The 21488-nt window shown below is 65.5% G+C and carries 22 protein-coding genes; 7 read left to right on the top strand and 15 right to left on the bottom strand.

Going from position 1 to position 21488, the window contains the following annotated elements; all coding sequences use genetic code 11:
* Nucleotides 1-220: 220 nt before the first annotated feature.
* The 3 genes from B4F51_RS04685 (at nucleotide 221) to erpA (ending at nucleotide 1915) form a co-directional block, all read left to right on the top strand.
* Complete coding sequence (locus B4F51_RS04685; protein ID WP_296223926.1) at nucleotides 221-967, top strand: DUF6776 family protein; 747 nt, start codon at nucleotides 221-223, stop codon at nucleotides 965-967.
* Between the two features lie 41 nt (nucleotides 968-1008).
* Nucleotides 1009-1413 (top strand): bactofilin family protein, encoded by a 405-nt coding sequence (locus B4F51_RS04680; protein WP_296223925.1) that lies wholly within the window; start codon nucleotides 1009-1011, stop codon nucleotides 1411-1413.
* Nucleotides 1414-1540: 127 nt separating this feature from the next.
* Nucleotides 1541-1915 (top strand): iron-sulfur cluster insertion protein ErpA, encoded by a 375-nt coding sequence (gene erpA, locus B4F51_RS04675; protein WP_003265486.1) that lies wholly within the window; start codon nucleotides 1541-1543, stop codon nucleotides 1913-1915.
* Between the two features lie 75 nt (nucleotides 1916-1990).
* On the opposite strand, the gene B4F51_RS04670 is transcribed toward erpA, so the two are convergent.
* Nucleotides 1991-3151 (bottom strand): anhydro-N-acetylmuramic acid kinase, encoded by a 1161-nt coding sequence (locus B4F51_RS04670; RefSeq protein ID WP_296223933.1) that lies wholly within the window; start codon nucleotides 3149-3151, stop codon nucleotides 1991-1993.
* A 200-nt stretch (nucleotides 3152-3351) separates the two neighbouring features.
* On the opposite strand from B4F51_RS04670, the gene tyrS reads away from it, so the two are divergent.
* Genes tyrS through B4F51_RS04655 form a run of 3 tightly spaced genes read left to right on the top strand, consistent with a single transcriptional unit; the run spans nucleotide 3352 to nucleotide 5831 of the window.
* The gene (gene tyrS, locus B4F51_RS04665) at nucleotides 3352-4623 is read left to right on the top strand and encodes a tyrosine--tRNA ligase (protein ID WP_296223924.1); all 1272 of its coding nucleotides are present in this window, start codon (nucleotides 3352-3354) and stop codon (nucleotides 4621-4623) included.
* Entirely contained in the window at nucleotides 4620-5132 is a 513-nt protein-coding gene (gene dtd, locus B4F51_RS04660) for a D-aminoacyl-tRNA deacylase (RefSeq protein ID WP_296223923.1), read from the top strand. The genes tyrS and dtd overlap by 4 nt, the downstream gene beginning before the upstream one ends.
* An 18-nt stretch (nucleotides 5133-5150) precedes the next feature.
* The gene (locus tag B4F51_RS04655; RefSeq protein WP_296223922.1) at nucleotides 5151-5831 is read left to right on the top strand and encodes a histidine phosphatase family protein; all 681 of its coding nucleotides are present in this window, start codon (nucleotides 5151-5153) and stop codon (nucleotides 5829-5831) included.
* Here the strand turns inward: B4F51_RS04655 and B4F51_RS04650 are convergent.
* The 14 genes from B4F51_RS04650 to B4F51_RS04585 all read right to left on the bottom strand — a co-directional run bounded on the left by B4F51_RS04650 (nucleotide 5828) and on the right by B4F51_RS04585 (nucleotide 18886).
* The gene (locus B4F51_RS04650) at nucleotides 5828-6544 is read right to left on the bottom strand and encodes a queuosine precursor transporter (protein ID WP_296223921.1); all 717 of its coding nucleotides are present in this window, start codon (nucleotides 6542-6544) and stop codon (nucleotides 5828-5830) included. The genes B4F51_RS04655 and B4F51_RS04650 overlap by 4 nt on opposite strands.
* Nucleotides 6545-6568: 24 nt before the next feature.
* Nucleotides 6569-7642 (bottom strand): Holliday junction branch migration DNA helicase RuvB, encoded by a 1074-nt coding sequence (ruvB, locus tag B4F51_RS04645; RefSeq protein ID WP_296223920.1) that lies wholly within the window; start codon nucleotides 7640-7642, stop codon nucleotides 6569-6571.
* 63 nt (nucleotides 7643-7705) lie between these two features.
* The gene (gene ruvA / locus B4F51_RS04640) at nucleotides 7706-8287 is read right to left on the bottom strand and encodes a Holliday junction branch migration protein RuvA (RefSeq protein ID WP_296223919.1); all 582 of its coding nucleotides are present in this window, start codon (nucleotides 8285-8287) and stop codon (nucleotides 7706-7708) included.
* A gap of 51 nt (nucleotides 8288-8338) precedes the next feature.
* Entirely contained in the window at nucleotides 8339-9481 is a 1143-nt protein-coding gene (locus B4F51_RS04635) for a glycerophosphodiester phosphodiesterase (protein WP_296223918.1), read from the bottom strand.
* Nucleotides 9482-9561: 80 nt separating this feature from the next.
* Entirely contained in the window at nucleotides 9562-10107 is a 546-nt protein-coding gene (ruvC, locus tag B4F51_RS04630) for a crossover junction endodeoxyribonuclease RuvC (RefSeq protein ID WP_296223917.1), read from the bottom strand.
* 93 nt (nucleotides 10108-10200) lie between these two features.
* Nucleotides 10201-11775 (bottom strand): bifunctional phosphoribosylaminoimidazolecarboxamide formyltransferase/IMP cyclohydrolase, encoded by a 1575-nt coding sequence (purH, locus tag B4F51_RS04625; protein WP_296223916.1) that lies wholly within the window; start codon nucleotides 11773-11775, stop codon nucleotides 10201-10203.
* A gap of 80 nt (nucleotides 11776-11855) precedes the next feature.
* A complete protein-coding gene (locus B4F51_RS04620; protein WP_296223915.1) occupies nucleotides 11856-12089 on the bottom strand; it encodes a Fis family transcriptional regulator in 234 nt (77 codons plus the stop codon).
* The gene (gene dusB / locus B4F51_RS04615; RefSeq protein ID WP_296223914.1) at nucleotides 12086-13156 is read right to left on the bottom strand and encodes a tRNA dihydrouridine synthase DusB; all 1071 of its coding nucleotides are present in this window, start codon (nucleotides 13154-13156) and stop codon (nucleotides 12086-12088) included. The genes B4F51_RS04620 and dusB overlap by 4 nt, the downstream gene beginning before the upstream one ends.
* Nucleotides 13157-13342: 186 nt before the next feature.
* Nucleotides 13343-14581, bottom strand: a complete 1239-nt coding sequence (locus B4F51_RS04610) for a UbiH/UbiF/VisC/COQ6 family ubiquinone biosynthesis hydroxylase (protein ID WP_296223913.1) — start codon at nucleotides 14579-14581, stop codon at nucleotides 13343-13345.
* Nucleotides 14581-15957 (bottom strand): aminopeptidase P N-terminal domain-containing protein, encoded by a 1377-nt coding sequence (locus tag B4F51_RS04605; RefSeq protein ID WP_296223912.1) that lies wholly within the window; start codon nucleotides 15955-15957, stop codon nucleotides 14581-14583. Before B4F51_RS04605 ends, B4F51_RS04610 begins: the two co-directional genes overlap by 1 nt.
* A 70-nt stretch (nucleotides 15958-16027) precedes the next feature.
* Complete coding sequence (gene murU, locus B4F51_RS04600) at nucleotides 16028-16735, bottom strand: N-acetylmuramate alpha-1-phosphate uridylyltransferase MurU (RefSeq protein ID WP_296223911.1); 708 nt, start codon at nucleotides 16733-16735, stop codon at nucleotides 16028-16030.
* Between the two features lie 8 nt (nucleotides 16736-16743).
* Nucleotides 16744-17070: an AzlD domain-containing protein gene (locus B4F51_RS04595; protein ID WP_296223910.1), complete on the bottom strand. Its 327-nt coding sequence runs from the start codon at nucleotides 17068-17070 to the stop codon at nucleotides 16744-16746.
* On the bottom strand, nucleotides 17067-17807 hold the full coding sequence (locus tag B4F51_RS04590) for an AzlC family ABC transporter permease (protein WP_296223909.1): 741 nt from the start codon (nucleotides 17805-17807) through the stop codon (nucleotides 17067-17069). The genes B4F51_RS04595 and B4F51_RS04590 overlap by 4 nt, the downstream gene beginning before the upstream one ends.
* A gap of 5 nt (nucleotides 17808-17812) precedes the next feature.
* Nucleotides 17813-18886, bottom strand: a complete 1074-nt coding sequence (locus B4F51_RS04585) for an aminoglycoside phosphotransferase family protein (RefSeq protein ID WP_296223908.1) — start codon at nucleotides 18884-18886, stop codon at nucleotides 17813-17815.
* Nucleotides 18887-19075: 189 nt separating this feature from the next.
* Between B4F51_RS04585 and B4F51_RS04580 the strand changes: the two genes are divergently transcribed.
* Entirely contained in the window at nucleotides 19076-21487 is a 2412-nt protein-coding gene (locus tag B4F51_RS04580) for an LPS-assembly protein LptD (protein WP_296223907.1), read from the top strand.
* The last annotated feature ends 1 nt before the right edge of the window (nucleotide 21488 follow it).

Raw genomic sequence — 21488 nt, 5'->3', positions numbered from 1 at the left:
CTTAACTGAACGGCATTACACCTTCGGGTGTGGTTTTTTTGTTTTTGAGCGCTTCAATCAAACGGTGTGATTCGTCGGTCACCTTGCTTACCCTTTGCAACAGCTCCGACATGTCGGCGAGACTACAATTCACATTCCGTTGGCGTTCGGTCCGTATGATGCAATCCGCTGTTCATCTTAATCCGATTCTGATTCGCAGCGCGGGTCAAGGGGCGACCGCATGAAGGCGCGTCGCCTGTTGCGTCGCGCTTCCGTGCTCGCCCCGAATGTCACGGTGCGTTCGCGCTTGCCGTGGCCGGTGACGGTGCTGCTGATTGCCGTGGTGATTGGTCTGGCCGGTGCGGTGGCATTGTGGGCCTTTGAAGAGGGCCGACGGCTGACGGGCCCGCACGACAGTGACTTGCGCGCCATGAATCGTGAGCTGACCGCCAAGCTGGCTGCTGTGCAGGCCGAGCGCGACAAGCTCGCCGCAGCCGCAGGCACGGTGGAGTCCCGCCTGGGTATCGCTGAAGGCGCGCAGACGCAGATGGCCGAGCAGCTCAAGGCGCTGGAAGGCGAGAACGCGCAGTTGAAGGAAGACTTGGCGTTCTTCGACAGCCTGCTGCCCGCGCCTACCAATTCCGCTGGTATCTACGTGCGCAGTTTCCGGATCGCGCCGGACGATGCTCAGCCGACGCGCCTGCATTTTCGTGTTTTGCTGATGCAGGGCGGTGGCAAGGCCTTCGCTCCGGTTTCCGAATTCGAGGGGCAACTGGCCCTCACGCTGAACGTGGTGCAGGCGGGCAAACCTGCTACGATCGATTTCCCCGGCGGGGCGGCCTCCACCACGGCCACGCGCGTCAAACTCACGCATTACCAGCGCCTGGAAGGCTGGGTGGATGTGCCGCCCAGCACCACGGTGAAGTCGGTGATGGTGAAGGTATTGCAGAACGGCAAGATCAAGGCGAGCCAGAGTTTTTCCATCTGACGGGCGCAGGCCCATCGGATCCGTACAAAGAGGAGTCGACGATGCTGTTTGGCAAGAAGAAAGGGCTGGCGATCGAAACGTTGCTGGGTGCCCGCACCAAGCTGGAGGGGGATCTGCGCTTTTCGGGGGGCTTGCGGATCGACGGCGAGGTCAAGGGCAATGTCTACGGCGATCCGGACAAGCCCAGCATGCTGGTCATTACCGAGTCCGCACGCATCGAAGGTGAGGTGCACGTCGGACACCTGATCCTGAACGGCACGGTAGTCGGTCCGGTGCACGTCGCTGAACTGCTGGAGCTGCAGCCGAAGGCGCGCATCGAAGGCAATGTGCAGTACGCGGCTCTGGAAATGCACCAGGGCGCCGTTGTGATGGGTACGTTGACGCACTCGGCGCCGGGCGATGTGAAGTTGCTGCCCAACCTCAAGCTGGCGTCGAATCAGGACTGATCACCCAGTACGCCGGGCGTTGCTGGCGCACCGCACAATATCCTCTTGAAACCGGGGACTTCGGCACGATTTGCAGCTTGCGCTTAAAATACAGGCAAGTTTTGAGACGTTCCCACAGGAGATTTTCATGAACGCAGTCGCGCAGGCAGCCACGCCCGATGTGAACGAGGTTCCGGCTCCGCTGGTCTTTACCGACAGCGCTGCGGACAAGGTCAAGCAACTGATCGAAGAGGAAGGCAACCCGGAGTTGAAGCTGCGCGTGTTCGTGCAAGGCGGCGGGTGCTCGGGCTTCCAGTACGGCTTTACCTTTGACGAAGACACCAACGAAGACGACACGACCATGACCAAGAATGGCGTGACGCTGTTGATCGACTCGATGAGCTACCAGTACCTGGTGGGCGCCGAGATCGACTACAAGGAAGACATCAACGGCGCGCAGTTCGTCATCAAGAACCCGAATGCCTCGACCACCTGCGGTTGCGGCTCGTCGTTCTCGGTTTGACGTTACCGTCGGTCAAAGAAAAAGCGCACTTCGGTGCGCTTTTTTGTTGCCTGCGGGATTGCCTCGCACGTTGCGTCAGGCCGGGTAGATCGTGCCGAGCACGCGCGGCCCCGCTGCGCCGGTCGCGTGGTGCAGGTTGCCTGGCTCGCGCCGCACGCACTGGCGTGCCAGCCAAGCGAAGGCGAGAGCTTCGACCTGGTTGGCGGGTACGCCGAACTGATCACTGGGGGCGATCTCGACGCCCGGCAACTGTGCTTCCAGCCGTGCCATCAGCGCACCATTGCGCGCGCCGCCGCCGCATACCACAAGGGATGTTGCCTGAGGTGCGTGGCGGCGTACGGCATCGGCGATGGTGTCCGTGGTCAGGGCGAGCAGCGTTGCTTGCACGTCCTGGGGGCGCAGGTGGTTCAGTGCATCGCCGGCGCGGTATTTCAGCCAGGCGGGGTTGAATAGGTCGCGGCCGGTGCTCTTGGGCGGCGGCAGGTCGAAGAACGGTTCAGCGCGCAAGCGGGCGAGCAAGGCTGCGTCGACATGTCCGGTGCGCGCCCAGGCGCCGTCACGGTCAAAGGTGTGCCCGTGGTGGGTGTGGACCCAATGGTCGAGCAGGGCGTTGCCGGGGCCGCAGTCAAAGCCGAGCACGGAATCGCGCCCGTCGGACGCCTGCGGTGGCAGCACCGTGAGGTTGGCGATGCCGCCGATGTTGCAAACCACGCGCCACACATCGGGCAGACCGAACAGCGCGCGGTGGACGGCAGGCACCAGCGGTGCACCCTGGCCGCCGGCGGCCACGTCGCGGCTACGGAAGTCGGCGATGACGTCGATGCCGGTGCGTTCGGCCAGCACAGCGGCGTGCTGCGTCTGGCGCGTATAGCCCAGGCCGTCGTGGGCGCCGGGCTGATGGCGGATGGTCTGGCCGTGCGCGCCGATGGCGCGGATTTCGCGCCGGATGCAGCCACTTTTCTTCAGTAGTTGCTCGACGCACTCCGCATACAGGCCCGCGAGCGCGTTGGCGGCCAGCGCCTCGCGGTGGATCTCGTCATGGCCGGTTTGCTGCAGATCCAGAAAGGCGCGGCGCAAGTCGGGCGGGAAGGGCGTGTAGGCGTCCGCCACCAGCACCGGATGGGCGCCGGAGAAGTCAACCAGCACGCCATCGACACCGTCCAGGCTGGTGCCGGACATCAGGCCGATGTAAAGCTCGCTGTGGGAAGGGTGGGCGATCGTCATGCGCGTGAGCATACCAGTGGCGCGCGCTGGGTAGGTACGCACGCCGCGCTCCGCGAGGCATCCATTGGGCGGGACTGCGCATCACGGTAAAATCGCGGGATCGCGCAGGCTGGACGTGTCGGCCATCGCGCACGCACTGGTTTCCCCGATTGTTTTTTTCTGTCCGCGTTGCCGTCCTTCTCTGTTGGCGCGCGGTGACCTTCCTTTTTGCCATGACCGCATCCGACGCTTCCGCTACCCTCGCTTCCGAACACGCCACGCCGGGCAAACCCAAGTATCCGGTGACGCCGGAAGTGCTGCATGCGATGGAAGTCTCGCTGCGCGGCTGCGACGAGCTGCTGATCGCAGCGGAGTGGGAGCAGAAGCTGGCCAAGAGCGCCGCGACTGGCGTGCCGCTGCGCATCAAGCTGGGCCTGGACCCGACCGCGCCCGACATCCACATTGGCCACACCGTGGTGCTCAACAAGATGCGCCAGTTGCAGGACCTGGGGCATCAGGTGATCTTCCTGATCGGCGATTTCACTTCGACCATTGGCGATCCGTCCGGCCGCAACGCCACGCGCCCGCCGCTGACGCGCGAGCAGATCGAGGCCAACGCGCAGACCTATTACCGTCAGGCCAGCATGGTGCTGGACGCGAGCAAGACGGAGATCCGCTACAACAGCGAGTGGAGCGACCCGCTGGGCGCACGCGGCATGATCCAGCTCGCGGCCAAGTACACCGTCGCCCGCATGATGGAGCGTGACGACTTCACCAAGCGCTATAAGGCTGGCGTGCCGATCTCGGTGCACGAATTCCTCTACCCGCTGATGCAGGGCTACGACTCGGTGGCGCTCAAGTCCGACCTGGAGCTGGGCGGCACTGATCAGAAATTCAACCTGCTGGTCGGTCGCGAGCTGCAGAAGGAATACGGCCAGGAGCCGCAGTGCATCTTGACGATGCCGCTGCTGGTGGGCCTGGACGGCGTGGAGAAGATGTCCAAGTCCAAGGGCAACTACGTCGGCATTTCCGAGGCACCCAGCGAGATGTTCGGCAAGCTGATGAGCATCTCCGACGACCTGATGTGGACGTACTACACGCTGCTGTCGTTCCGCCCGCTGGCCGAGATCGACATGATGAAGCAAGAGATCGCGCTGGGTCGCAACCCGCGGGATTGCAAGGTGTTGCTGGCGCAGGAAATCGTCGCCCGCTTCCACAGCCAGGCTGATGCCGAGCGCGCGCTGGAAGATTTCAACCACCGCGCACGCGGCGGTGTGCCGGACGATATTCCGCAGATCGAGCTGTCGGGTGCGCCGCTGGGCATCGCGCAACTGCTCAAGCAGGCCGGCCTGTGCCCGTCCACCTCGGAAGCCAACCGCAACATCGAGCAGGGCGGCGTGAAGATCGACGGTACGGTCATCAGCGACAAGGGGCTGAAGGTCGAAGCCGGCACCTTTGTGATGCAGGTCGGCAAGCGTCGCTTCGCGCGCGTGGTGCTCAAGTGATCGGGCTGATCCAGCGTGTGTCCGAAGCCGCCGTGCGCGTGGACGGCCGCGTGGTCGGCCAGATCGGCCCGGGGCTGCTCGCGCTGGTCTGTGCCGAGCGTGGTGACACGACTGCCGAGGCCGACCGCCTGCTGGAGAAGTTGCTGAACTACCGCGTGTTTTCCGATGCGCAGGGCAAGATGAACCTGTCGGTTCGCAACATCGACGGCAACGGGCAGGCAGGCGGCTTACTAGTGGTTTCGCAGTTCACGCTGGCAGCCGATACCAAGTCCGGCACGCGCCCGAGTTTCACGCCGGCTGCGGCGCCTGAAGAGGGCCGCCGGCTGTACGAGCATTTCGTGGCGCGGGCCCAGGCTCAGCACCCCATCGTCGCCACCGGTGAGTTCGGCGCGATGATGCAGGTATCGCTCGTCAACGATGGCCCGGTCACGTTCTGGCTGCAGGTGGCGCCGCAAGCTGTGCCGTCTGCTGCAAAAACGACCGTGCCGGAAGCTGCCAAATCTGTCTGACTTGTTCGGGAACCTGTGATGTCACGTGCCGCCACCACCCCGCTACCGATGCCGCAGATCACCCATATCGTGCTGGTCCGCCACGGCGAGACCGACTGGAACCGCGAGCGCCGCCTGCAAGGCCAGCTTGACGTGCCGCTGAATACTCAGGGGCTGGAGCAGGCTACGCAACTGGGCAAGGCGCTTGCGCGCGAGCAGTTCGATGCCGTCTATGCGAGCGACCTCTCGCGTGCCAAGCAGACCGCTCAGGCGCTGGCCGGTGGGATTGGCGTGACGGTGCGCGATGACGCTGGCCTGCGCGAGCGCCACTACGGCCAGTTCGAGGGCTTGACCTACGCCGAAGTCGCCGAGCAGCATCCAGCCGAATTCGAGGCCTGGCAGAATCGCGTGCCCGATTTCGCCCCGCCTGGTGGCGAGACGCTGACCGCGTTCCACGAGCGCGCAGTGGAGACTGCGCTGCGCCTGATCCGCCGTCACCCCGGCGAGCGCATCGCGCTGGTCAGCCATGGCGGTGTGCTCGATTGCCTGTATCGCCACGCCAACGCGATGACGCTGACCGAGCCGCGCCAGCATGAGCTGCGCAATGCCAGCATCAACCGGCTCTCATCGGATGGTCATCAACTGACGGTGGTGCAGTGGGGGGATGTGGCGCATCTGGACCTGCTGGTGCTCGACGAAGTGGATCGTCGCGTGCCCTAGACTCTCAGCCGGAACGGCGTGAAATCGGTATCGCGGTCGTAATAGTTTTCGTTCTCAGCACGCTTGAGGAAGGCGACGACGCGGTAAGTCACGGGCGTTGCAACGATCTCCCAGGCGGTCTTGAGGATGTATTGCGCGATGGCCACGCGCAGCACCTGCTGGTGCGGCCAGATGCCGTAGAAGGCGATCACGTAGAACAGCGACGAATCGACCGCCTCGCCCACCACCGTGGAACCGACGGTGCGCGTCCATAGCCATCGGCCCTCGCTCCAGATCTTCATCTTCGCCAGCGTGTAGCTGTTGGCGAAGCTGCCGCACCAGAATGCAATGAGCGATCCGGCGACGATGCGCGGGGTGTTGCCAAACACATCGGTCAGGCTTTTCTGGTAATCGGCCATGAATGGCGCCACCGGCAGCGCCAGCACCACCAGCGACATGAACGACGCGAAGATCAGCGCGGCAAAGCCGACCCACACCACGCGCCGGTCGCGGCCGTAGCCGTACACCTCGGTGAGGATGTCGCCAAAAACGTACGAGATCGGGAAAAACAGCACGCCCGCGCCAAACGTGACCGGCCCGATGATGGGCAGCGTCACCTGCGCTGCCTTGGCCGCCCCGATCAGGTTCGAGCACAGCAGCACCGTGACGAAGGCCGCCATGATGAAGTCGTAGTAGCGGAACGTGCGGTTCGGGTGATGCGGGGCGGCGGACATGTCGGGGTGGGCGGGAGGGGGCGCTTATTGGTTGTCGTCCCAGAGTTCACGCACCGGGCCGCTTTTGGGTGCGCCCAGCCCGAAGTGCTGATACGCGGATGCCGTGGCGACACGCCCGCGTGGGGTGCGCTGCAGGTAGCCTTGCTGGATCAGGTAGGGCTCAAGCACGTCTTCAATCGTGTCGCGCTCCTCGCCGATGGCGGCCGCCAGGTTGTCGATGCCGACCGGCCCGCCATTGAACTTGTGCAGGATCGCTTCGAGCAGCTTGCGGTCCATCAGGTCGAAGCCGACCGCATCCACGTCGAGCATCGCCAGCGCGGCGTCGGCCACCTTGCGGGTGATGACGCCATCGGCCTTCACCTCGGCAAAGTCGCGCACGCGGCGCAGCAGGCGGTTGGCGATGCGGGGCGTGCCGCGCGAGCGCTTGGCGATTTCCAGCGCGCCATCCTCGGCGATGTGCGCATGAAGCAGACCAGCCGAGCGCGTGACGATCTTCGCCAGCTCCGTTGGCGTGTAGAACTCCAGCCGCGCGACGATGCCGAAGCGGTCGCGCAGCGGATTGGTCAGCATGCCTGCGCGCGTGGTGGCGCCCACCAGCGTGAACGGCTGCAGATCGAGCTTGACCGAGCGCGCCGCCGGGCCCTCGCCGATCATGATGTCGATCTGGTAGTCCTCGAGCGCCGGGTACAGGATTTCCTCCACCACGGGCGAAAGCCGGTGGATCTCGTCGATGAAGAGGACGTCGTTGGCTTCGAGGTTGGTGAGCAGCGCGGCCAGGTCACCCGGACGCTCAAGCACGGGGCCGGAGGTCTGGCGCAGATTGACGCCCATTTCGCGCGCGATGATGTGCGCCAGCGTCGTCTTGCCCAGGCCCGGCGGGCCGAACAGCAGCACGTGGTCCAGCGCCTCCTGGCGGTTCTTGGCGGCTGTCATGAAAATGTCGAGCTGGCCGCGCACCTTTTCCTGGCCGACGTATTCGTCGAGCAGCTTGGGGCGCAGCGCGCGCTCGAACGCCTCCTCGTTGGGGGAGGTGGGGGAGGCTGAGATGATGCGCTCAGCAGAGACAGCCTTGGCGGCGAGCTTGTCGGTTTCGATCATGACGGGCAGACGGCGCCGGGAAGGCGCGAACAGGCCATTCTACCGTCTCGCCGCGCACGGGCGTCAGCCCTTGGACAGCGCCTTGAGCGCCAGCTTGATGCCATCGGAGACGCCCGTGCCCGCCGGCACCTGCTTGATGGCGAGCGCCGCTTCCTTGTCGGAATACCCGAGCGCCAGCAGGGCGTTGAGTACGTCCACTGCGTCATCCGACACCGCCGGGCCGCCCGGCACCGCGCCCAGGTCAGCACCAAGCTTGCCCTTGAGTTCCAGCAGCAAGCGCTCGGCGGTCTTCTTGCCGATGCCCGGAATGCGCGTCAGCCGCCCGGCTTCCTGCAGCGTGACGGCCTGCGCGAGTTCGGCCACCGACATGCCCGACAACACCGCCAGCGCAATGCGCGCGCCGATGCCGGAAATCTTGATGAGCTGGCGGAAGGTCTCGCGCTCGGCCGCGGTGCCGAAGCCGTAGAGCAGGTGCGCATCTTCGCGCACGATCTGCTGGGTGAGCAGGACGACCTTCTCGCCGGTGGCGGGCAGGTTGTAGAACGTGCTCATCGGCACGTCGATCTCATAGCCGACGCCGTGGCAATCGACCAGCAGGTGCGGCGGGTTCTTTTCGATCAGCGTCCCGGCGATGCGTCCGATCATGCGTGAAGTTCCTCCAAAACGGCACGCAGTGTAGCCGATGCCGGGTGGGCCTCAGCGCTTGAACGTTGAAAGCGCTTGCCGGCCGACCGCTGGATCATCGGTGAAGAAGCCATCGACGCCCGCGCGCAGGAAGGCCTGGATTTCCTGGATCGAGCCGCTCACGTTGCGCGTGTTGTCGGCGCCGCTGCGCAGCGATGGTGGCAGGAAGGTGTTCTCGGGCCGGAAGGTGTACGGGTGGACAATCAGCCCAGCGTTGTGCGCGTTGCGGATCAGGTCGGTCGGGTCGGTGAGGCGGCCGTTGGCATCCAGACCCATGATGCTGCTCTTGTCAGGGCCGACACCGTTGGCATACGCGGCGATGTCGCGCATGCCACGGTCGGTCATCATGTCGCCGAAGGTACGGGTGTCTTTGGCGACAACGAAATCGTAGGGCTGCCTGCCGGACGTGCCCAGCAGTTGCACAAGCTTCCAGTTTGGCTGGCTGCCGCCGATCTTGTTGCGGATGGCCTTGAGGTTGGCGACCTCGAACGACTGGATATAGACGGTGGTCCGGCTGCCCGTGAAGGCGTCGCGGCGCAGGCCGTCGATCAGCTTGTCTTCCAGCGGCAGCCCGATCGACTGAAAGTACGTCGGGTGTTTCGTTTCCGGATAGATGCCGATGTTGCGGCCGAGCTTGGCGGATTGGTCCCGCGCCAGCGCGATGATCTCGTCGAGCGTGGGGATGTCGAATTGATCGTTGTAGGCGATGTTGTCTGGGCGGATGTTTGGGATACGCTCGCGCGCGCGCAGCGTCTTGAGTTCGGCGAGCGTGAAATCCTCGGTGAACCAGCCTGTAACGCTTTGGCCGTCGATGGTCTTGGTGGTTTTGCGACCGGCAAACGCGGCTACGTCAGCCACGTTGGTGGTGCTGGAAATCTCATTCTCATGGCGCGCCACCAGTACGCCGTCCTTGGTGGAGACGAGGTCCGGCTCGATGATGTCGGCGCCGTCGTCGATGGCCTTCTGGTATGAGGCCAGCGTGTGCTCAGGCCGCAAGGCGGGCGCACCGCGATGGCCGATCACCTGGACGGTGGCGATGGGCGTGGTGTTGCCGCCTCCATTGTCGCCGCCGTGGTTGTATTCGATCCGGCAAGCAGAGAGTGCAACGACTGCGGTCAAGACAAGCGGGCTCAGCAGGGCGAGGCGAGGCGGCATCGAGGGACTCCTGAAAACGGGCTCCCCGCATGGTAGTCGCGACGTACGCCTGGGGCTACCCGTTGGCTTTGAAAACCCTGTCAGCCCACCAGCCGCCCGCGCCGCACGCGCAAGCCCTTTTGCGCAAGCTGCGGCGCCAGCCCGGCCATGGCGGCCAGCGTCTCGCCGCCGTGCGCATGGCAGATCGCGACGCCCAGCGCGTCGGATGCGTCCGAGCCGGGTTTGCCTTCCAGATTGAGCAGGCGCACGACCATCTCCTGCACCTGGTCCTTGTTGGCGCGGCCGTAGCCGACCACGGCCTGCTTCAGTTGCAGCGCGGTGTATTCGAACACAGGCAGGTTGCCGCTCATCAACCCGCAGATCACTGCGCCGCGCGCCTGACCCAGCAGCAGCGTCGATTGCGGATTGACGTTGACGAACACCTTTTCGATGGAGGCGCAGTCCGGCCGGTAGGTGTGAACCAGTTCCGATACGCCGTCGTACAGCGTCTTCAGACGGCTGGGCAGATCAGCATTGCCGTTGCTCTTGATCGTGCCCGAGGCCACGTAGACGAGCTTGTGGCCGTGCCGTTCGAGCACGCCAAAACCTGTTGTGCGAAGGCCGGGGTCGATGCCGAGGATGCGCATGAAGACGTGAGCGAGGAGCGAAATGCAAAAGAAAAACGGGGCAGGCGACAGTCTACGCCTTGCCCCGTTCAGCCGTCGCGCGGACGGTATCGCTTAGTGACGGAAGTGACGCGTGCCCGTGAAGATCATGGCCACGTTGCGCTCGTCGGCGGCGGCGATCACTTCATCGTCGCGCACCGAGCCGCCCGGCTGGATCACGCACGAGGCGCCGGCATCGACCACCACGTCCAGCCCGTCGCGGAACGGGAAGAACGCATCCGACGCCACCGCCGAACCGGCCAGCGTGAGGCCCGCGTTCTGCGCCTTGATGCTGGCGATGCGGGCGGAATCGACACGGCTCATCTGGCCGGCGCCCACACCTAGCGTCATGCCACCGGCGCAGAACACGATGGCGTTGGACTTGACGAACTTGGCGACGCGCCAAGCGAACAGCAGGTCGTCCATTTCCTTCGGGGTCGGGTGGCGCTTGGTGACCACGCGCAACTCGCTGGCCTGCACGTTCTTGGCGTCCGGACTCTGCACCAGCAGGCCGCCGCCGACGCGCTTGAAGTCGTAGGGGTTGAGCCCCTTGCCGAGCGGAATCTCCAGCAGGCGCACGTTTTGTCGGGCGGCAAACACGGCGCGTGCAGCTTCCGAGAATGCCGGCGCAATCAGCACTTCCACAAACTGCTTGACGACTTCCTGCGCGGCGGCTTCATCCAGCGGCACGTTGAAGGCGATGATGCCGCCGAAGGCCGAGGTCGAATCGGTCTTGAAGGCCTTCTCGTACGCTTGCTGCGCGGTGCTGCCGATGGCCACGCCGCACGGGTTGGCGTGCTTGATGATGACGCACGCCGCGCCGTTGGCCGGGTCGAACGACTTCACGCATTCCCACGCGGCATCGGCGTCGGCGATGTTGTTGTACGACAGCTCCTTGCCCTGCAGTTGCTTGTAGTTGGCGAGCGCGCCGTCCACGACCTTCAGGTCACGGTAGAAGGCGGCGGACTGGTGCGGGTTCTCGCCATAGCGCATCTCCTGCACCTTGTCGAAGGCCAGGTTCAGCGTCTGCGGGTAGGCGCTGCGCGTGCTGTGCGACTTGTCGGCGCCGAGGCTCGTCAGGTAGTTGGTGATGGCGCCGTCGTACTGCGCGGTGTGCGCGAATACCTTCTTGGCAAGCATGAAGTTGGTTTCGTAACCGACGGTGTTGTTGTTGGCCTGCATCTCGGCCAGCACGGTGGCGTAGTCGGCCGGGTCGACGATGACCGTCACATCACGGTGGTTCTTGGCCGCCGAGCGCAGCATCGTCGGGCCGCCGATGTCGATGTTCTCGATGGCGTCGGCCAGCGTGCATTCATCCTTGGCAACAGTCTGCTGGAACGGGTACAGGTTCACCACCAGCAGGTCGATGGTCAGGATGCCGTGCTGGGCCAGCGCGGCCATGTGTTCGGGCAGGTCGCGGCGGGCCAGGATGCCGCCGTGCACTTTCGGGTGCAGCGTCTTGACGCGACCGTCGAGCATTTCCGGGAAGCCCGTGTAGTCCGCCACTTCCGTCACGGGCAGGCCGGACTCGGCAAGCAGCTTGGCGGTGCCGCCGGTTGAAAGAAGCTTGACGCCGCGCTCGTGCAGGGCACGGGCAAAGTCGACGATGCCGGTCTTGTCGGAAACGGAAAGCAGGGCTTGCTGGATCATGATGGAAACGCCGGTGGGCGGGTGTGGCACCTTGCGGCGCCGTCAGAAAGGGAAATCGGTAGGAAGGCCGGCCCGCAACCTCAGAGCAGGCCGTGCTGCTGCAACTTCTTGCGCAGCGTGTTGCGGTTGATGCCGAGGTAATCCGCCGCCTGCGACTGGTTGTTGGAAGCCCATTTCATCACGGTTTCCAACAGCGGCCGCTCGATGGCCTGCAGCACCATGTCGTAGACGTTGGACGGGTTTTCGCCATCCAGGTCGCGGTAGTACGCATCCAGGCTGTCCCGGATGCAGCGTTCGATCGGGTTGCGGCTCATGCGGCAAGCAGTTCCTTGTTGTCGTTGTTGTTGCCCGTCGTGGGGTGCTCGCCGTCGGCTGCCGTCTGATCCTCATAGACCAGGCGATCGGACAGTGCGCGCTGTTCGTCGAAGAACGCGTTGACGGCGGCCAGTTGCGCCGTGGTGTCCTCGATCGTGTTCATGCGGTGACGGAACAGGTTGGCCCCCGCCAACCCGCGCGTGTACCAGGCGATGTGCTTGCGTGCGGTGCGCACGCCCGTGTATTCGCCGTAGAACGCGTAGTGCTCTTCCAGATGCGTGTTCATGATGCCGCGAATCTCTTCCACCTCCGGCGCCGGCAGCAGCGTGCCGGTTTGCAGGAAGTGCTCAATCTCGCGGAACAGCCACGGGCGCCCCTGCGCCGCGCGGCCGATCATGATGGCGTCTGCCCCGGTCACGGCCAGCACGTGGCGGGCCTTGGCTGGCGTGGTGATGTCGCCATTGGCCACCACCGGAATGCGTACCGACGCCTTGACCGCGGCAATGGTGTCGTATTCCGCCTCACCGTGATACAGGTCCGCACGCGTGCGGCCATGCACGGTCAGCATGCTGATGCCGGCGTCCTGCGCGATGCGCGCTACGGTGAGCGCGTTGCGATGCTCGCGGTCCCAGCCAGTGCGGATCTTGAGCGTAACCGGCACGCGGTCGCCCACGGCGCCCACCACCGCCTCGACGATGCGCGTGACCAGCGGTTCGTTCTGCAGCAGGGCGGAACCGGCCGCCACGTTGCACACCTTCTTGGCCGGGCAGCCCATGTTGATGTCGATGATCTGCGCGCCACGGTCGACGTTGTAGCGCGCAGCCTCGGCCATCATCATCGGCTCGGCGCCGGCGATCTGCACGGCGATCGGCTCGACTTCACCGGTGTGGTTGGCGCGCCGCATCGTCTTCTCGCTTTTCCACAGCTGCGCGTTGGACGCGACCATCTCGGACACCGCATAGCCCGCGCCCAGCCGCTTGCACAGCTGGCGGAACGGGCGGTCCGTCACGCCCGCCATGGGGGCGACGAACAGGTTGTTGCGGAGGGTGTGCGGTCCGATCTGCAAGGCTGAGCGTGGGAGAAACGGCGTGGAAGAAACGAAAAAACACCCCTTCCGCCCAGGATCGGTTGATGCATCGGGCGGAGCGACGGGAGTAAAAAATGCGAGGACGGGATTTTACCGCCAAACGGCCGGATTGCCTAAATGTTGTGCACAAACTATGCGGCAATGCGGTCGTTGGTGGGGCAGTGGTCAGCCCCGCTGCCCGAACATCATCTGCCGCGCCAGCCCGTGCTTGAGCGGTGGCAGGCATTCCAGCAGCGTCAGCGCGGCGCCACGCAGATGGCCGAATGGCCGGCCCGGCACGGCAAAAGCCCGCGGCAGCAGGTCGGTCAGGCCGATGGTGACGGCGCGGTCAAACGCGCGTTCGCGGGCAAAGCGCGCCAGCGCCGCCGGGGTTGCGGCATCCCGCAGCGTGCGCGCCATTTCGAAGGCATCGCGCAGGCCCAGGTTGAAGCCCTGGCCGGCAACCGGGTGGATGGTTTGCGCCGCGTTGCCGATGGCGGCGACACGGCGATCGACGGGGATGCGCTGTGCATGCAGGCCGAGGGCGAAGGTATGGCGCGGGCCGACTTGCGTGAAGCGGCCCATCCGGTCGCCGAAAGCCGCACCCAGTTCGGCGAGGAAGGTATCGTCGGGCAGCCCGGCGCGGCGGCGAGCCTCGTCGGGCGAGCAGCACCACACCAGCGCGTAGCCTGGCCCTTGTGAGTCGTCCTGCGGGAGCAGCGCGAGCGGGCCCTCGGGTGTGAAGCGTTCCCAAGCCCAACCTTCCAGCGGCGCGGCGCAGCGCACGTGCGCGACGATCGCCGTTTGGCCGTAGTCGCGGCGGCGCGCATGCGAGAGGCCACCGGCCTGCCTGCGCGCATCGTCGAACAAGCCGCCTTCGGCTTGGATGATGATTTCGGCTTCGACGGCGAGCGGATGCCGCCCCTCGCGCAGCGCTCGGACGCGCGCCGGCGCCACGGTGCCGTCGGCGCGCGGCAGTTGCTCGACGCGTTCGACCGGCGTGTGGTCGTGGCGCGTGAGGCGGTTCGGGTAGCGCTGCATTTGCGCCGCCAGTGCGGCATTGAGCGCCGCGCTCAGGTCGCCGTACTGGACGACGTGACCGAGCGCGGGGATGTCGTAATCTTCGCGACGGATGTGCGCCTGGCCGAAGTGGCCGCGCTGCGACACATGGATATGCGTGATGGGCGTGGCGCGCGCGGGCCAGCCGCCAATTTCCTGCAGCAGCACGCGCGAGCCATGCGACAGCGCCAGCGCGCGCGGATCGCGGGAGGCGGCCTCTGCATCGCGCGCGTCGAACAGGGCGACGCGCCAGTCGGTATCGCGCAGCAGCCAGTTGGCCAGCGCCAGCCCCACCGGCCCGGCGCCAACGATGGCCACGTCGAAGTCCGGTGCTGCTGCGGCACCTGCGGCATTCGTGTCCGTCATCACTGGCCCCGCATCACCGCTTCGATTTCGTCCACGGTCACAGGCACGTCACGCGTGATCAATTCGCAGCCGTCGGGTGTCACGATGGCATCGTCCTCGATGCGGATGCCGATGTGCCAGTACTGCTCGGGCACGTCCGGTGCGGGGCGCACGTAGATGCCGGGCTCGACGGTGAGCACCATGCCGGCTTCAAGCGGGCGCCAGGGGCGTTCACCTTGTGCGGGTGCCGCTGCGCCCGGTGTGCGGTACTCGCCCACATCGTGCACGTCCATGCCGAGCCAGTGGCCAGTGCGGTGCATATAGAACTGCCGGTACTGGCCGCCGGCGATCACGTCGTCGAGTGTGCCGACTTTGTTGGCGTCGAGCAGGCCGGTGTCGAGCATGCCCTGCGCCAGCACGCGCGTGGCGGCGTCGTGCGGCACGTTGTAAGGCACGCTGGGGCGGGTTTCGGCGATGGCAGCCTCCTGCGCGGCTACCACCAGCTCATACAGCTCGCGCTGCGGGCCCGTGAAGCGGCCATTGACGGGGAAGGTGCGCGTAATGTCCGATGCGTAGCCGTCCAACTCGCAACCAGCGTCGATCAGGCAGAGCTCGCCGTCGCGCAGTTCGGCGTTGCCGGCGCGGTAGTGCAGCACGCACGCGTTCGGGCCGGTGGCGACGATGGAGTTGTAGGCGACGCTTTGCGCGCCGTGGCGGCGGAATTCGTACAGGAGTTCCGCTTCGAGATGGTATTCACGCAGCCCGGCGCGCGAGGCCTGCATGGCGCGCACGTGAGCACCTGCGGAGATACGCCCAGCGCGGCGCATGATGTCGAGCTCGCCCGGATCCTTGAACAGGCGCATCTCGTCGAGGATGGCACGCACGTCCAGCGCCTGGTGCGGTGACGATACGCCCGCGCGGCTTTGCATGCGCACGGCGTCGAGCCAGCGGCGCATGTGGCGGTCGAATGTGCCACTCTCGGCCAGCGGATAGGCCACTGCCGCCGCGTTGGCGAGCAGGCCTGGCAGCGTCGCGTCGATCTCTTCGACTGAATGGGCTTCATCCAGGCCGAAGGCTTCTTTGGCAGCCTCTGGGCCGAAGCGGAAACCGTCCCAGATTTCGCGTTCTTCATGCTTGGGGCGGCAGAACAGCACGCTATGCGCGGGGCTGCTGCCTGAGGGCACGACGATTGCGAGCACCGCTTCTGGCTCGGTGAAGCCGGTCAGGTAATAGAAATAGCTGTCGTGCCGGTAGGGGTAGTCACTGTCGCGGTTGCGCATGGCTTCCGGCGCGGTCGGCACGATGGCCACACCGCCGCCCGCCGCGCGCAGCCACTGCACGACACGCTCGCGGCGCTGGCGATAGGTCTGGAGGAAGGCGAGTTCAGTAGCGGACATGGCAGTGTTGGCTCGAAGCACAGGGACGCAACGATTGTACCGCTGTGCTTCCCGGCCGCCTTGTGTGCGCTCAAGCCGACTGGGTACCCAATTCGGCGTCCAGCGCCGCCAGTTGAGCGGGCGTGCCGACATTCTCCCAGCGGCCGTCGAAGCGCTCGCCGCTGGCACGGCCTTCGGCGATGGCCTGGTGGTACAGCGGCGTCATCGCCAATCTCGTGCCGGCTGTGATGCCGGCGAACAGGCGGGTATCGTACAAGCCGATGCTACCGAACGTGAGGCGCTGGGGACCATCGGCGCGGAGGATGCCGTCATCCGCCAGGACAAAGTCGCCGCGCGAGTGATAGGGCGGGTTCGGCACCATCACCAGGTGCATGCCAGGCGCCGCTTGCGCGGCCAGCATCGGCGCACGGCGCAGCAGCGGGGCGTAATCCATGTCGCAGAACACGTCGCCCGCAACCGCCAGGAAGACGCTGTGATCTTCGCCCGTGCGCAGCAGCGGCATGGCCTGGGCGATGCCGCCCGCCGTTTCCAGCGCTTCGCCTTCGGGCGAATAGGCGATGTGCACGCCCCAGGCGTTGCCGTCGCCGAGTGCGGCTTCGATCTGCGCGCCCAGCCACGCATGGTTGATGACGATGTCGCGCACGCCAGCTGCGGCCAGGCGCTCGATCTGCCAGACGATCAATGGCTTGCCGCCTACGTTTAGCAGGGGCTTGGGCGTGTGGTCGGTCAGCGGCCGCATGCGGTCGCCGCGGCCGGCAGCAAAAATCATGGCTCGCATCGTACTCATTAAGCCATCACCTTCATCAGGACAAGCAGGATAGCCATGCCGCCGACGATGGTCCACATCGCGCTCTTGGTGACGCGCGCGATGACGATGGCGACGAGGCCAGCTATGAGGCGCGGGTTGTCGATCGACAGCGCCAGCGTGCCTTCGCGCATCAACAGGTCGGGGGCGATCAGCGCCGTCAGCATGGCGGCCGGCACATAGGGCAGGGCGCTGCGGAACCACAGCGGCAGGTTCATGCGCCCTTCGAGCGCGATGAACGACAGGCGGATCAGGTAAGTCGCGGCGCCGGAGATCAGCAGCACGCCGAAGAGGATGAGCGCCTTCATGCCGTGGCCCCTTTATCGGCAGGTTTGGCCAGCAGCCGCTCGACGATCGCACCAATGGCGATACCGACACATGCCGCGCTCATCAGCCCCAGCTTGTGCGGCCAGCCCGTCCATGCGACCGCCAGCACGGCGCCGGTGAGCGCAGCCGCCAGTTGCGCGCGCGTGCGCAGCGCCGGCACGACGATGGCGATAAATGTGAGCGGCAGGAAGAAATCGAGCGGCCAGGTGGTCGGCACCTGCGCACCCAGCACCACGCCGACGATGGTCGACGTCTGCCAGCTCGTCCACAGCGCCACGCCGGCACCGAGGAAGTACCAGTGGCGGTAGGTTGTCTCTTCCGCGCTGGAGTTGGTGTTGGAACGTGCATTGACCACGCGCCGGTTCATTGCTGCGAAGGCCTCATCGGTCAGCAGATAGGCGATCAGCCATTTCCAGCGGCGCGGCAGGTGCGCCAGCGCCGGGGCAATGCTGGCCGAATACAGCGCGTGCCGCAGGTTGACCATCGAAACCGTCGCGGCAATCACCAGCGCGGGCGCGCCTCCCGCCCATAACTGCACCAGGATCATCTGCGATGCACCGCCGAAGACGATGGCGCTCATCGCCACCGCCAGCCATGCCGGCATGCCGGCGGAGGTTGCCAGCACGCCATAGATGAGGCCGAACGGCACCACGCCCAGCAGCATGGGCGCAAGCGCCAGGACGCCAGCACGGAATTCGGCAGCACGCGGAGAGGCCATCGGAATCAGAAGGTGTAGCCCACCTGGGCGGCGCGGTCTTCGAGCTGGTCGAGCAGACGGGCGAGCGGCGCCAATGCGTTGTAGCGGCCGCATACGCGGCGCAGGTAGGCGATGAAGCGCGGGGTGTCTTCCACGTAGCCGATCTTGCCGTCGCGATAGCGCAGACGCGCGAAGATACCGGCCACCTTGAGGTGACGCTGCGCGCCCATCCATTCGAGCGCGCGGTAGAACTCGCCGAAGTCTTCGTCCACTGGCAACTTGGCGTGGCGGGCGGCTTCCCAGTAGCGCACGGCCCAGTCCAGCTCCTGCTCTTCTTCCCACGACAGGAAGGCATCGCGCAGCAGCGAGGCGGCGTCATACGTGATCGGGCCGTAGACGGCGTCCTGAAAATCCAGCACGCCCGGCTGCGACGGATCGGCCGCGTTGATCATCAGGTTGCGCGGCATGTAATCGCGATGCACATACACGCGCGGCTGGGCCAGGGCGCTGTCGACCAGCAGCTTGAACACCTTGTCGAGCGACTCGCGCTGCGCGGCGTCGAGCGGGCGTTGCAGATGGCGGTCGACATACCAATCGGGGAACAGCGACAGCTCGCGGCGCAGCAGGGCTTCGTCGTATGGCGGCAACTTGCCCTCGCGCGAGGCCAGTTGCCAGCGCACCAGCGTGTTGATGGCCGGGCGGAACAGCGTATCGGCGTAGGCGAGGTCGAAATCGCGCTCGCGCAGCGATTGCAGGTAGGTTTGCGGGCCGAGGTCGGTCAGCAGCAGGAAGCCTTGCGCGAGATCCTGCTCCAGCACCTGCGGCGCGTGTACGCCGGCGCCATTCAGCAGGCCGGCCACGTGCACGAACGGCCGGCAGTCTTCCTGCGGCGGCGGAGCGTCCATGGCGATCAACGTGGCTGGTTGATCACCCATTGCACCGTCCAGGCGGAAATAGCGGCGGAAGCTCGCGTCGGCCGAGGCGGGGCGCAGCGTGTCGATGCGCAGGCTGTGAGCGGCGGGCAACGTGCCCAGCCAGTGGCGCAGTTGATTGAGGCGCGCGTCGGTTGCGCCTGTGGTGGCGCCAGGGGTCGAAGCCATGCTGAGGGAGTGCTGGAATGAGGCAGGAAGGAAGCCCCGTATAATACCCGACCGAGTTTCGCCGCGAGCGAGCGCAGGCCCTGTCCGGGCCGCGCCCGATAGCGGGATACCGCGCAGTACTGACCGCGAGTTTGACCGATTAAGCGTTCGTGTGTGCCTTGTGCACGCGCGGCCCAGTTCCCGATCTGCATGACCGAACCGAACCGAGCCAGGAAACCCCGGCAGCGTACCGCTGTTGCCAAGTCCGATGAGCGCGGCGCCAACCGGCGTGGCGCGCTGGCATTGCGCCCGCTGGTGTTTGCGGTGGCCGGTGTCTGGACGGCGACGTCTGCGGCGCAGAGCGCGGACGCCACGCAGTCGGCGGCTGCGTCCGTGACGGCGCTGGCCACCTCCGGCCCGACCACGCCGGGCGGCAGCCCGCTGGTGCCGAAGATGGCCGAGCCCATCCAGCGCCCGGACAACACCGCTCCCACCTTCACCGCGGCTGACACGATGGACGGCCGCACCAATGAGGACATTCACCTGCGCGGCCACGGCGAGTTGCGCCGTAACGGTGCGGTGCTCAAGGGCGATACGCTCGATTACAACCAGGACACCGACGTGGCCACTGCCACCGGTAACGTTCGGGTATTCCGCGGCGGTACGCTGGTCACCGGTCCGGATGCCAAGCTCAAGGTGACTGCCAATGAAGGCACCATGAGCACACCGGCGTACGAGTTCCACTCGACCGGCGGCCACGGCACCGCAGACCGCATCGACTTCATCGACAAGGACAACAGCCGTATCACGCGCGGCACCTACACCACGTGTTCGCCGGATAACGTCGACTGGTACTTCAGCGCCAGCCGCATCGACCTCGACAGCGATCGCCAAGTGGGTACCGGCCGCAATGGCGTGCTGCATTTCTTCGGCGTGCCGGTGTTTGCGGCACCGATGATGGATTTCCCGCTCAACGACGACCGGCGCAGCGGTTTCCTGGCGCCGGTGTTCGGCTACAACAGCCGCAGCGGGGCCGACGTCACGCTGCCGTACTACTTCAACATCGCGCCCAACCGCGACCTGACGCTGTATCCGCGCTTGCTGACTACGCGCGGACTGCAGTTGGGCGCCGAATACCGCTATTTGGATTCGTCGTACGGCGGCGTCCTGCGCGGCGAGTTCTTACCCGATGATCGCGAGGCCGGCCGCAACCGCTGGTCGGTTTCGGTGAATCACACGCAGCGCCTGGCGCCTGGCCTATCCGCCTATGTGAACTACAACAAGGTCTCCGACAACACCTATCCGGACGACCTGGGCCGCAGCATCGTCACGGCGACGCAGCGCCAGTACGCGCAGGAAGGCGGCGTCACGTATGCGATCGGCGACTGGCTGGCCACGGCCCGGGTGCAGAAGTTCCAGACCCTGTCGACGGCCACCACGCCGTTGTCGCCGCCGTACGAGCGTTTGCCTGAGTTGAGCCTGGCATACAACCGGTACGATTTCGGCGGGTTCGACATCAACTTCTTGACCAACTACACGCGGTTCTCGATCCCGACGCCCGATACCGTGCAGGGCGAGCGCCTGTTCATGCAGCCGACGATCAGCTATCCGATCGTCCGTCCGGGCTGGTACGTTACGCCCAAATTCATCCTGAACGCCACGTCGTACCGGCTGGACCGGCCTGCGGGCGACACCCAGGATACGCAGATCAACCGCACGCTGCCGACCTTCTCGCTCGACTCCGGTCTGACCTTCGAGCGCGACGCGCCGTTGGTCTCCAAGCTGTTCGGCGTCAGCTACATCCAGACGCTGGAGCCGCGTCTGTTCTATGTCTACACGCCGTACCGCGACCAGTCGCAAATTCCACTGTTCGACACTGGCCAGTCGGATTACAACCTCGGCCAGATCTTCACCGAGAACGCCTACACCGGTTACGACCGCATCGCCGACAACAACAAGCTGACGGCTGGCGTGACCACACGCTTTGTCGAGGCGGAGTCGGGCATCGAACGCCTGCGCGCCACGATCGCGCAGCGCATCGATTTCGAAGGCCAGCGTGTGACGCTGGCGGGTGCCGCGCCCACCTCGGTGCGCCGCTATTCGGACCTTCTGGGCGCGACCACGATCCAGATGTTCCGCGGCATCTTTTTCGACACCAACCTTCAGTACAATCAGGACATCGACCGCATCATGCGCTCGACCGTGGCGTTCAGCTGGAAGCCGGAAGCCAACAAGGTGATCAACCTCGGCTACCGCTACTACCGCGCCGATGCCAACACCGGTCAGTTGCCGCTGGAGCAGACCGACATCTCGGCACAGTGGCCGATCACGCGGCGCCTGTACGGCCTGGGACGCATCGGCTACGACATGAATGCGCACAAGCCGTCGGACATGCTGGTCGGCTTGGAGTATGTGGCTGACTGCTGGGTCGGCCGCCTGGCGGTGCAGCGCTATAGCAACGCGGTTTCGGGCTACACGACGCACATCTTTGCCCAGATCGAGTTCAAGGGCCTGTCGAAGGTGGGGAACAATCCGATTGACGTGATCCGTCTGAACGTGCCTGGCTATCAGCCGGTGACCGCGCAGCCGATTACGCCGTCCGTGCTGGATCAATATGAATAAC

Source organism: Ralstonia sp. UBA689 (assembly GCF_002298975.1).
Lineage (GTDB): Bacteria > Pseudomonadota > Gammaproteobacteria > Burkholderiales > Burkholderiaceae > Ralstonia.
This window is presented reverse-complemented; position numbering and strand designations above follow the sequence as displayed.